Source organism: Actinomycetospora flava, from assembly GCF_037400335.1.
In the GTDB taxonomy this organism is placed as follows: Bacteria; Actinomycetota; Actinomycetes; order Mycobacteriales; family Pseudonocardiaceae; genus Actinomycetospora; species Actinomycetospora flava.
Genome location: NZ_JBBEGM010000008.1, coordinates 296052 through 307237, shown reverse-complemented (window position 1 = coordinate 307237; position 11186 = coordinate 296052). Strand labels below are relative to the sequence as shown.

11 protein-coding genes are annotated in these 11186 nt (G+C 76.8%); 2 read left to right on the top strand and 9 right to left on the bottom strand.

Features of this window, described 5'->3' with window-relative positions:
- Positions 1 to 157: 157 nt before the first annotated feature.
- Genes WCD58_RS20325 through nth form a run of 4 tightly spaced genes read right to left on the bottom strand, consistent with a single transcriptional unit; the run spans position 158 to position 3424 of the window.
- The gene (locus WCD58_RS20325) at positions 158 to 1354 is read right to left on the bottom strand and encodes a MarP family serine protease (protein ID WP_337704875.1); all 1197 of its coding nucleotides are present in this window, start codon (positions 1352 to 1354) and stop codon (positions 158 to 160) included.
- Complete coding sequence (locus WCD58_RS20320) at positions 1351 to 2097, bottom strand: NUDIX hydrolase (RefSeq protein ID WP_337704874.1); 747 nt, start codon at positions 2095 to 2097, stop codon at positions 1351 to 1353. Before WCD58_RS20320 ends, WCD58_RS20325 begins: the two co-directional genes overlap by 4 nt.
- Positions 2094 to 2741, bottom strand: coding sequence for a TlpA family protein disulfide reductase (locus WCD58_RS20315; protein ID WP_337704873.1), 648 nt, complete (start codon positions 2739 to 2741; stop codon positions 2094 to 2096). The genes WCD58_RS20320 and WCD58_RS20315 overlap by 4 nt, the downstream gene beginning before the upstream one ends.
- A complete protein-coding gene (gene nth, locus WCD58_RS20310) occupies positions 2738 to 3424 on the bottom strand; it encodes an endonuclease III (RefSeq protein WP_337704891.1) in 687 nt (228 codons plus the stop codon). The genes WCD58_RS20315 and nth overlap by 4 nt, the downstream gene beginning before the upstream one ends.
- Before the next feature lie 212 nt (positions 3425 to 3636).
- Here nth and WCD58_RS20305 point away from each other — a divergent pair, with 212 nt between their 5' ends.
- Both WCD58_RS20305 and WCD58_RS20300 read left to right on the top strand, forming a co-directional pair.
- Positions 3637 to 3885: a hypothetical protein gene (locus WCD58_RS20305; protein ID WP_337704872.1), complete on the top strand. Its 249-nt coding sequence runs from the start codon at positions 3637 to 3639 to the stop codon at positions 3883 to 3885.
- Between the two features lie 259 nt (positions 3886 to 4144).
- Positions 4145 to 4819, top strand: coding sequence for a Crp/Fnr family transcriptional regulator (locus tag WCD58_RS20300; protein ID WP_116708603.1), 675 nt, complete (start codon positions 4145 to 4147; stop codon positions 4817 to 4819).
- Here WCD58_RS20300 and WCD58_RS20295 read toward each other — a convergent pair.
- From WCD58_RS20295 to WCD58_RS20275, 5 genes are all read right to left on the bottom strand, one after another.
- The gene (locus WCD58_RS20295; protein ID WP_337704871.1) at positions 4816 to 6000 is read right to left on the bottom strand and encodes a cytochrome P450; all 1185 of its coding nucleotides are present in this window, start codon (positions 5998 to 6000) and stop codon (positions 4816 to 4818) included. The genes WCD58_RS20300 and WCD58_RS20295 overlap by 4 nt on opposite strands.
- Positions 6001 to 6075: 75 nt before the next feature.
- The gene (locus WCD58_RS20290) at positions 6076 to 6894 is read right to left on the bottom strand and encodes an MBL fold metallo-hydrolase (protein ID WP_337704870.1); all 819 of its coding nucleotides are present in this window, start codon (positions 6892 to 6894) and stop codon (positions 6076 to 6078) included.
- Positions 6891 to 7706 (bottom strand): NUDIX hydrolase, encoded by an 816-nt coding sequence (locus WCD58_RS20285; protein ID WP_337704869.1) that lies wholly within the window; start codon positions 7704 to 7706, stop codon positions 6891 to 6893. The genes WCD58_RS20290 and WCD58_RS20285 overlap by 4 nt, the downstream gene beginning before the upstream one ends.
- A 10-nt stretch (positions 7707 to 7716) precedes the next feature.
- Entirely contained in the window at positions 7717 to 10503 is a 2787-nt protein-coding gene (locus WCD58_RS20280) for a hypothetical protein (protein ID WP_337704868.1), read from the bottom strand.
- Positions 10496 to 11176 carry a hypothetical protein gene (locus WCD58_RS20275; protein WP_337704867.1) on the bottom strand — a complete coding sequence of 227 codons (681 nt, stop codon included), beginning with the start codon at positions 11174 to 11176 and terminating at the stop codon, positions 10496 to 10498. The genes WCD58_RS20280 and WCD58_RS20275 overlap by 8 nt, the downstream gene beginning before the upstream one ends.
- Positions 11177 to 11186: the final 10 nt, after the last annotated feature.

The following is an 11186-nucleotide window of genomic DNA, read 5'->3' as shown; positions in this document are numbered from 1 at the left end:
AGGGGCGACAGCGATCCTGCGAGCCAGAACATCAGCAGCCAGACTCCCAACCACCGCAACAGCGGCAAGCCGACCCTGACACTGAGGCGATCCTGGCCCTACCGGCTTGCTGAATTGGATCGCCAGCGATGCCGCATCGCTGGCACACCCCCCGCTGCTACGCCGCGCAGGAACCGGTGCTGACGCGGCCCGTGGCGCCCGGGGAGGCGTCGAGGGCCGGGCGGACCTGGTCGGCGGTGAGGACGAAGCCGGTGTCGCCCTGGTCCACGGCCGCACCGAAGACGACGCCGATGACGCGGCCCTGCGGGTCGACCAGCGGTCCGCCGGAGTTCCCGGAGCGGACCTGCCCGCGGATCGTGTAGACGTCGCGGGTGACGGTCTCGCTCTCGTAGATGTTCGGGCCGCGCAGCTGGATCCGCTGGCGCACCTTCGCGGGCGACGACGAGAACGGGCCGTCGAGCGGGTAGCCGAGCGCCACCGCGTTGTCGCCGGTCTCGGCGCTCGCGAAGTCGAACTCCAGCGGGTTCGCGTCCAGCCCGGGCACGGCGAGCACGGCGACGTCGACCTCGTCGTCGTAGTAGACGACGCGCGCCGAGCGGGTGCGGGCGTCGCCGTCGGAGGTCGGCACCTCCACGGACACCTCGTCGGTGCCCGCGACGACGTGCGCGTTGGTCATCACCCGGTCCTCGCCGATGACGAAGCCGGTGCCCTCGAGCGCGCGCTGGCACGACGGCGCGCGGCCGCGGACCTTGAGCACGCTGGAGCGGGCCTGCTGCACGACGGGGTCCTCGACGAGCGCCTGCTCGGGCGGCGGCACGTCCGCGATCGGCGTCGACGAGAACGGGCTGAGCACATCCGGGAAGCCCGAGGCGTCGAACAGCGCGCGCAGCTCGTTGGGCAGCTGGCGCAGCGGGGTCGGCATGACGGCGTCGACGCCCGCGAGCACCCGGGAGTCGCGCAGCGAGGACGCCAGCGCGGTCTCCGACGAGCCCGCCAGCGGCAGCGCGATCAGCCAGGCGACGATCAGCGCGGTGAGCGCCTGCAGGATGGAGCCGAAGAAGGAGTCGACGGTGCGCACCGCGGGCAGGCGCATCCGGTCGCGCAGCGCGCGCCCCAGGTAGACCCCGAGCGTCTCGCCGAGCGCGACCAGCGCGACGACGAGCAGGACGCTCACGACGATCTTCGAGGTGGTGCTCTCGAAGTTGTCGACGAGCGCGGGCGCGATCTTCAGGCCCAGCAGCGCGCCCCCGAGCACGCCGAGGAAGCTCAGGGCGGCGACGGCGAGACCGTGGCGCCAGCCCGAGATGCCCGCGGCGATCGCGAGCAGCACGACGACGACGTCGACCCAGCTCACCGGATCGGCCCTCCTTCGGCCGTGTCCGGCCGGGTCGGCGCAGGGTGCGCTGTGGTCGCTTCGCTCAGGTCGTGCCGCTGCGCCCACGCCTCGTCGAGGTCACGCACGTCGGAACCGTCCCAGGGTCTCGCCCACCCGCCCAGGGTGAGCATCCAGTCCACCAGCCCCGCCGTGAAGCCCCAGACGAGCAATCCCCCTGCGGCGAACGCGGGACCGGTGTAACCGGAGGGGCCGGTGACGCGGAAGCGCACGGCCGGATCGGCCAGCGTGGCGACCGGCACGCGCACCACCGCGGCGGTCTCGGCGGGGTCGACGACGCGCACCGGTGAGGGGCGGGCCCAGTGGGCGAGCACCGGTGTCACGGCGAAGCCGGTCACCGGGATGGTCAGCGGCGGCAGGGTCACCAGCGGGACGACGCCGGACGGGTCGAGCCCGGTCTCCTCCTGCGCCTCGCGCAGCGACGCGGCCACGGGGCCGGTGTCCTCGGGATCGATCGACCCGCCGGGGAACGCCGCCTGCCCCGCGTGCGAGCGCATGTCCGCGGCGCGCTCGGTGAGCAGGAGCTCGGGGCCCTCACCGAAGAGCATCAGGACCGCGGCGCTGCGGCCGTTCGGCGCCGTGCCGGCGAGCCGGCGGCGGAACGGGACGTCGTCGGGACCGAGCCGCCGGCACGCCTCGACGAGCGGCGCCAGCCACGCCGGGGCCGCGTCGGGACGCAGAGCCTCCGAGGTCTCCGAGGTCACCGTGCACCGCCCCGGGCCGCGTCGACCGCCGCGCGCACCTGCTCGGGCGTGCGGAGGACCTCCGGGGGAATGTTCACGACGCTGCCGTCGGCGCGCACCAGCACGCTGACCGGCAGGATCGGCGGGGCGCCGAGCTTCGGGGCGACGACCTGCGCGGGGTCGCTCACCGAGGGGTAGCGGGCGCCGAAGCTCTCGAGCAGCGCGAGCGCCGACGTCGCGCGGTCGTTCGCGTCGACGCCGAGGACGGCGACCGCCCCCGGCTGCTCGGTGTACGCCCGCAGCGCCGGGACCTCCTCGCGGCACGGCCCGCACCACGACGCCCAGAAGTTGACGAGGGTCTCGCGCCCGCCGAGCGCCGCGGCGAGGTCGACCGGGCCCGGCGCGCCCAGGCACTCCAGGGTCACGTCCGCGAGCGCGCCGACCGGCGCCGCGCCGGGCACCGTGACCGGGCAGGGCTCGAGCCCGGCGGACCCGCGGGCGTCGGCGAGCGCACCCGGGTCGTCGCTGCCGGCGACGGGAGCGGGCTGGAGCACCGACGAGGAGTCGGCGGCCGGGGCGCCGGTGTCCCGCGGCCACAGCGCGATGACGCCGACGACGGCGAGCACCACGACCACCAGGGTGGCCCGGATCTCGGCGCGGGTCACCGCTCGAGGCCGACGAGGGCGAGGAGGTGGTCGGCGTCGGGACCCTTGATGAGCTTCGCGGCCTTGGCCGGGTCGGTCTCGCCGGTGCCCCACGACGGGCAGTCGCGACGCAGCGAGCAGGCCCCGCAGGCCGGCTTCTTGGCGTGGCAGACGCGGCGGCCGTGGAAGATCAGGCGGTGGGAGAGCATCGTCCAGTCCTTGCGGGGGATGAGCTCGCCGACCTCCTTCTCCACCTGGACCGGGTCCTCCGACGTCGTCCACGCGAACCGGCGCGCGAGGCGCCCGAAGTGCGTGTCGACGGTGATGCCCGGGACACCGAAGGCGTTGCCGAGCACGACGTTGGCGGTCTTGCGCCCGACGCCGGGCAGCGTCACGAGGTCCTCGAGCCGCCCCGGCACGACGCCGTCGAAGCGCTCGACCAGCGCGGCGCCCAGCTTCGTCACCGACTCGGCCTTGGCCCGGAAGAAGCCGGTCGGGCGCAGGATCTCCTCGAGCTCGACGCGGTCGGCGGCCGCGAACGCCGCGGCGTCCGGGTAGCGGGCGAACAGCCCCGGCGTCACCCGGTTGACCGTCACGTCGGTGGTCTGCGCCGACAGGACGGTGGCGACGAGCAGCTCGAGCGGCGAGGTGAAGTCCAGCTCGCAGTGCGCATCGGGGTGCGCGACGGCCAGCTCACGGTCCATCCGCCGGGCCCGCCGCACCAGGGCGAGTCGGCTCTCGTCCCCGACGGCGCGGGCTGCCCTGCTCACCCACCCAGGGTAGGACGCGGCCCGTCGGCGCTCGGTCGGGCCCGGTACCTGCGGAAACCGGACCCGCGGGTCGCCGGGGTCCCGCGACACGCCCGACGGGCCCCGGTGCATGACGTCACGGGCCGGTGCGGGACGATGCGCACACCATGACCGCCTGGCTCGCCATCCTCATCCCTCTGCTGGTGATGGTCTTCGCGCTCGGCATGGAGCGCCTCGAGACCCGCCTGCGGTCGGGCACCGTGCGCGAGGACGAGGTCGAGGACTTCCTCGAACGCGCCCGGCCCGACGAGGTCAAGGCACTGTTCCGTCAAGGGATCGGCGGTGCGCTCCAGTTGTTCCGGCTCCGGAACCTCGGGAAGCGCGGCGGTTCCCGCCGAACCAGGGAACGAGCCTGACGCTCACGCAGGGCAGCGGCGCCGCGAGATCTCGAGGTCTATGATGGTCCGATCGGGCGAACACGGGTCACGAGCTCGGCGGATCCGCCCCGATGCGGTGAGATCTGCGGGCCCGCCGTGGCGAGATCATGGGTATGGACGTGACTATGCTGCGGCGGACGTGACTGGTGACACAGCAGGTGACGCAAGGGTGCGGACGCGGGCCGACGGCTCGGCGCCCGCGCGCGGTTGAGCGATGAGAGTGGGCGAGGAGCGCACGGTGGACGAGGTACTGGCGCGGGCCGGGATCTTCCAGGGGGTCGACCCCGCCGCGATCGAGGTGCTCACGGAGTCCCTCGAGCGCGTGGAGTTCCCCCGCGGGACGGTCATCTTCAACGAGGGTGAGCCCGGCGACCGGCTCTACATCGTGTCGACCGGCAAGGTGAAGATCGGCCGACGCTCCCCCGACGGTCGCGAGAACCTGCTGTCGATCTTCGGCCCGTCCGACATGTTCGGCGAGCTCTCGATCTTCGACCCGGGTCCGCGCACCTCGACGGCCACGACGGTCACCGACGTGCGGGCCTACACGATGGACCGCAACGCGCTGCGCGAGTGGATCGCCCAGCGCCCGGAGATCGCCGAGCAGCTGCTGCGCGTCGTCGCCCGCCGCCTGCGCCGGACGAACAACCTGCTGGCCGACCTCATCTTCACCGACGTGCCCGGCCGCGTCGCCAAGGCGCTGCTGCAGCTCGCGCAGCGCTTCGGCTCGCAGGAGGCCGGCCTGCTGCGGGTCACCCACGACCTCACGCAGGAGGAGATCGCCCAGCTTGTCGGCGCCTCCCGCGAGACGGTGAACAAGGCGCTCGCCGACTTCGCCGCCCGCGGCTGGCTGCGCCTCGAGGGCAAGAGCGTCCTCATCCTCGAGCCGGACCGCCTGGCCCGCCGGGCCCGCTAGAACGTGACGGGCAGGGCCGTCAGGCCCCGGAAGACCCAGCCGGACCACGGGGCCTCGCGGTCGGGATCGGTGCGCAGACCGGGCAGCGCCCCGTAGAGCAGCGGCATCGCGACCTCGCCGATCGCGACACGCGCGGCCCAGTGGCCGGCGCAGACGTGCACGCCGCTGCCGAAGCCGAGGTGGGCGCGTCGGCCGCGGGTGATGTCGAACCGCTCGGGGTGGTCGAACGCCGCCGGATCGCGGTTGGCGGCCGCGACGACGACACCGAGCGGGGCCTCGGCGGGCAGCGCGACTCCGGCCAGCACGCAGTCGCGGGTGGTCCGGCGCGGGTACATCCCGATCGGTGACTGCCAGCGGACGGTCTCGTCGACGACGCGCGGCCACCAGGCGGGGTCGGCGAGCACGCGGTCGCGCTGGTCGGGATGGTCCGAGAGCGCCCAGACGATCGCCGTGATGGTGTGGGCCGGCTCGTTCATCCCGCCGGAGATGATGAGCTTGACGTCGGTGCGCACTGTCGCGTCGTCGAGACCGGCGTGGACCAGCGCCGACGTGAGCGATGCGTCGGGGCGGCGCCTGAGCGCCGGAATCAGGGCTTCGAGGTGCGCGTCGACCTCCTGCTGGGCGTCGTCGGACCGCGCCCAGACCTCCGGGTCGTCCTGCAGGTTGCCGATGCCGGCGATGAAGGCCAGCGACCAGCGCGCCAGCTCATCGGCCGTGGCCTCGGGCAGGCCGAGCATGTCGACGAGGTTCTGCGCCGCGAGCGGGCCGGCGAAGTCGCGGTTCAGGTCGGCGTCGGGGCCGCGCTCCCGCAGGGTCTCGAGGTGGGCGCGGGTGTTGCGCTCGAACTGCGCGCGCCAGGCCGCCCGGACCGCCTTCGGTCGCAGCGGTGTGTTGATCGGGGTGCGCTCGGCGGCGTGCTCGGCGCCGTCCTTGCGCAGCATCGGTCGTTGCCCGAGGGCCCGGGCCATGGTCGCCGAGCCGCCGCGCACGTCGGCGGAGAAGGTCACCTCGTCGGCCTCGACCGCGCGGCACGCGGCGGACCCGGTCACCAGGTACCGGTTCACGGCCGGCACCCGGACGACGGGGCCCAGCTCCCGCAACCGGTCGTAGGTGTCGTACGGGTCGGCGAGCAGGGCCGCCACGTCGACCTGCTCGGCGACCGGTGCAGCATCGGTCCCCACGACGACGAACATCCCGAAGGACGCGTGGCCTGTCCAGCGCCGGGCTCCTCGACGTCGCCCGAGGGATACCGCGGGTCAGCCGCCGATGCGGCGCAGGTGCTCGAGCTGCGCGGCCACCGACTGGTCGGCCGCCGGCCAGAGCGTCTGGTCGACGTCCGCGTAGACGATCTCGACGACCTGGCGCGGCGCGGGCTCCGGACCGAGCTCGCGCAGCGCCGCCCGCACCTGCTCGAGGCGCTCCTCGCGGTGGCGCAGGTAGTAGCGGGCGGTGTCGCCGGCGTCGGGGAGGTCGGGGCCGTGGCCGGGCAGCAGCGTCGTCCCCGGCGGCAGCTCGGCGAGGCTGCGCAGCGACGCGAGGTAGTCGGTGAGCGCGCCGTCGTAGTCCCCGAGCACCGTGGTGCCGCGGCCGAGCACGGTGTCGCCGGTGAGCACGCTGCCGTCGTCGTCGACCACCAGGCACAGCGAGTCGTCGGTGTGCCCCGGTGTCACCAGCACGCGCAGGTCCAGGCCCGCGACCGCGAGGCGCTCGCCCGCGCCGAGCCCCTCCGCGCCCAGGGTCAGCTCCGGGTCCAGCGCCCGGACCGGCGCGCCGGCGCGCTCGGCGAAGGTGCGGGCGGCCTCGGTGTGGTCGAGGTGGCGGTGGGTCAGCACGACGAGCTCGACGGGGCCGCAGGCGGCGAGGCGGTCGAGGTGGACCGTGTCCTCGGGACCCGGGTCGACGACCACGCAGCCCGGCTGGCCCGGCGCGCGCAGGATCCAGGTGTTCGTGCCGTCGAGGGTCATCGGCGAGGGGTTCTCGGCGAGCACCACCGACGCCGCCTCCGTGACGGGGCGCAGCTGCTCGTAGGCCGGGTGCTCCGGGGCGTCGGGCCCGGGGACGACGCGCCCGCTCACCGCGCCGCCCCGATCGCGAACGCCGGCACCGCGATCCCGACCCGCTCGCCGCCGGGGCGCAGGCTCGGGGTGACCGGCAGGGGGCGGCGCCCGGTGGCCGACGCGAGCAGCGTGGCGACGTCCGGGGCGGCGGCGAGCTCGGTGAGCACGGCCCAGGTCGGCGGCATCAGCGCCCGGTCCCCGTCGTCCCACTCCCGCAGGGCCCGGGCCGGCGCACACCACCCCGCCCCGACCGCCTCGCTCGTCGCGCCGTCCGGCTCCTGACCCTCCGGGACGGCGGCGACGAAGAACGCGGTGTCGTACCGCTTCGGCATGGGCTCCGGGGTGAGCCAGCGCGCCCAGGGCCGCAGCCGGTCGGCGGCGAGGTGTCCGACGACGTCGCGCAGCCCGACCTCGCGGGCCGCCAGGCGCTCGCGGGTGCCGGGTGGCGGCACGGCGGCGTCGGCGAGCAGGACGCCGGTCTCCTCGTAGGTCTCCCGCACCGCGCACGCGAGCAGCGCGGCGGCCTCGTCCTCCGTGGTCCCCCAGCTCGTCGCGGCCCGCGCCGCCGCGCCCGCGTCGACCAGACCGTCGGCGAGGGCGGTGCGGTCGGCGTCGTCGAGCCCGCCGCCGGGGAACACCGACATCCCCGCCGCGAACGCCATCCCGTCCGCGCGCTGGAGCAGGAAGACCTCGAGGCCCTCCGCGCCGTCCCGGGCCAGGATCACCGACGTCGCCGCCCGCAGCTCGCCCGGCCGTCGCCCCTCGAGCTTGTCGAAGGCGGGCCGGTCCATCCCGAACCGCGGGGGCAGGTCGACGAGATCGGTGGTCACCCGCCGCACCCTAGGCTCGGGGGCCGTCCTCGTCGTCGTGATCTCGGCGATGCGGCAGGCCGTGCCCGTTGACGGGACCGTGCCCGTTGGTGCCCGCGCCGTTGGTGCCGGCGACACCGGGGGGCGGGCCCTGCCAGGAGCCGGGGCGGCCCGGACCCGGCGGCGGGCCACCCGGGCGGGGCCGGGGCGCGGTGGCGTCCTCGGAGCCCGGAGGGGGCCCCGGCGGGGTCGCGGGCGGGCGCCCGAGCAGTGGGTCCGGCGAGTCCGGCGCCAGACGCTCCCGGGAGGCCAGCTCCTCGTGCAGGCGTGCCAGGAGCTCGCGCTCGCGCTCCGAGAGCTGCACGTCGAACGAGTCGGGCCCCGACGAGGCGGGCGGCCGCGGCGCGGAGGGCTCCGACGGCCCGGACGGCGGCGGCATGGCTTCCGGGCGCTCGACGGGGCCGGTGGCGGCGTCGTCGGAACGGTCGCGCGCCTCGGCGTCGGCCTCGGGACCGTGGCGGTGGCCGTTCGTGGGCGCCGCCCGGGTCGTCGGGTCGTCGGGGAGGTCGGGCTGCGGGGCGGGCGGGAGGTCGACCGGCATCTCGAACTCGCCGGTCTCGGCCCGGCTGTGCCGGGCGCGCCGGACGCGCCCCTCGGCCGCGGTCGCGTCCGGCGGGCCGGGGTCGGACGGCGGCGCGACGGCGGGCATGTCGCCGGTGGCCGCGTCGGGGTCGACCGGGGCCTCGCCGCCGCGCACCGCGGAGAGTTCCTGAGCAGTCGTGACCGGCTCGTCCTCGCCGGGACCGAAGGTCGGGCCGACCGGACCCTCGCTCCACGCCGAGATCGGGTGCTGGTCGGAGAGGATCTCGTCGGGCGGCGGCACCCGCCACAGCGCCGCGATGCGCTCGGCGGTGACGTCGGGGTCGATGTCGACCGGGGTGGGCTCGGACGGGACGACCGCTTCCGCGGGCGGCTCCGGCTCCGGCGCGGGCTCCGGCGGGGCGGGCGGGGCCGACGGCACCGGTGTCACCGGCGGCGCCGACGGGGCGTCGTCGCGCGGCGTGCTCGCGGCCGGCGGCGTCACGGGCAGGGGCGCGGGTGCCGGCGGCGTCACCGGGGACGGGCGGTCCGTGTCGCCGGCGTTGCGCCGCGGGAGGCGGCTCTCGGGCGTCGACGTGCGCTCCAGCGGGTCCCGTCCGGCCGACGCGACCGTGCGGTACTCGTCGTCGCCACTCTCGACCCGGGGGGCGTCGTCGGCCGGCGCCTCCGGCTCGCTCGCCGCCGGCGAGGACGCGGCGGGCGTCGGCACGCCGAACGGCGGCACCTCGTCGCCCGCACCGAACGCCGAGACCTCCTCGGCGCCGCGGCGCCACGACGGCGCCGGGTCCGGGCGGCGGGGACGCAGCGGTGTCGCCGGGCCGCTCGCCGGGAACGCCGGCGGGGCCGGGGTGGTCGGCGGCGCCGGGCTCGACGCCGGCGCGGAGTCGAGCGGGCGGGCCGCGCGCACGGCGGCGCGGTGGTAGGCGGGCAGGTCGGCGCCCGCCGCGAAGACCTCGACCGACACGGCGCCGTGCTCGCGGGCGGCGTGCGCCACGTGGTGGGCGACGTGCTCGCAGTCGTCGGCCGACTGCGTCTCGACGAGGACGACCCGGTGCGGCACGGGCCCGGGCGCGGTGCCCGCCGGCGTGGTGCGCCAGCACTGCTGCACGCGCTGCACGCCGGGCAGCCGGGCGGCGGCCCGGGCGACGGCCTCGCCGGCACCCCCCGTGGCGGCACTGGCGGACGGCGGGTCGGCGGTGAAGCGGTGCTCGTCGCGCCGGTCGGCCTCGGGGTCGCGGGGCAGGGCGTCGACCAGCTCGGGGTCGACACGCGACGCGGCGAACCACCGGCCTAGCACGGCGTGCTCCCGCGCGGTGACGCCGGCACCCGCGGCCAGCAGGCAGCCGCCGAGCAGCTCCGCCGCGGCGGCCTCGTCCTCCACGGCGACCAGCTCGCGCACCGAGGTCAGCGCGTCGTCGTCGATCCGCCCGGCCAGCGAGAGCAGCACCTCGTGGCGTCCGCCCGGCTCGGACGGTCCGCCACCGGGCCGCGGGTCGTGCCCGCCGCGCGCGGCCGGGGGCCCGGACGGGCGCCCCGGCGGGCCGGCCTGCGCGTCGCGGGCCTCGGCCTCCACGGGCCGGGTGCCGAGCCACGGCTCGAGGCCCTCGTCGTCGGTGGACGTGTCGCGGTCGTTCCCGCCGCCCGCCGCGGCGGCGATGCCCGCGAACACCCCGGCGTCGTCGTCGCGGGGCGCGACGGGCTCCACGGCATCGGGGGACGGGGACGGGGACTCGTCGACCACCGGCACGTCGTCCCCGAGATCCTCCAGCGCCGCCCGCTCCAGGGCCGCCAGGGCCTGCTCGGCCAGCACCCGCTGCGACATCGGCTCCGCGGGCGGGGTCGGCGGCACGACGGGGAGGGAGGCGTCCGAGGGCTCGTCGACGGACCCCGCCTGCCCCTCCGGATCCGTGGGCTCCGACGACGCGCGCCGCCGGCGGCGCTCGGCGACACGGCGCCAGGCGGCGAGCGCGACGGGGTCGCGGTCGGGCCGCTCGGCACCGTCGGCGCCGTCGGCGCCGCTGCCGTCGTCGCGCACCGACCACGGCGGCAGGTTGGCGAGGTCGCCACCGCCGCCGGCGAAGCCGCCCAGCCCACCGAGCCCGCCGAGCTCGCCGAAGCCGAACCGCCCGATGCGCGGCGGGTCCTCGGCGTGCCGGCGGGCGAGGCCCGGCGACTCGAGGTCGGGGCGGTCCTCGCCGGTCATGTCGCGCTCAGCCATGGCCCACCAGCTCCCCCGCCTGGGCGCCGAGCCCGGCCCGGGTCGGCGACGGCACGCGGCCCTCGCTGGAGCGCCACAGCACCTCGGACGCCGCGAGCGCGGCCCGGTGGTAGGGCGGCGCGGCGGTCGACGCGCCGAGCACCTCGACGCACGGGTCGGGCTCACCGCGGGCGCGCAGCGCGCGCTGCACGGCGCCGGCCAGAGCGGCGCGGTCGGCCGAGCCGTCGGCGGTGACCAGCACGATCCGCACCGGCGTGTGGGACCCGGCGCGCCAGGCCCGGCGAATCGCCGTCACCCCGGCGGTCACGGGGGCGAGGGCGCGCAGCACCAGGTCGGTGTCGTCCCACCCGGGGCCGGCGGCGGGCTCGGTGAACGTCGCGGCCGGCTCGGGGGCGGCGTCGACGTGCAGCACCGCGTCGACCAGCCGCGCGGGCCCGCCCCAGGCGAGCACCGCGGCCCGCAGGCGCGACCGCTCGTCCTCGGTGACCCCGACGCGGTGGCGCAGCAGCGCCCGGGGCAGCGCGGTGCGCAGCGCGACGTGCGCGCCGCAGCTCAGCCAGTCGCGCAGGCGCCAGAGCAGGCGGTCCGGCAGTCGCCCGGCCATCGCCAGGAGGACGTCGTGACACGCCCGCTCGGCCTCGGTCCAGGAGCCGTTCCCGGTCCTCGATTCCACGCTCTGCGCT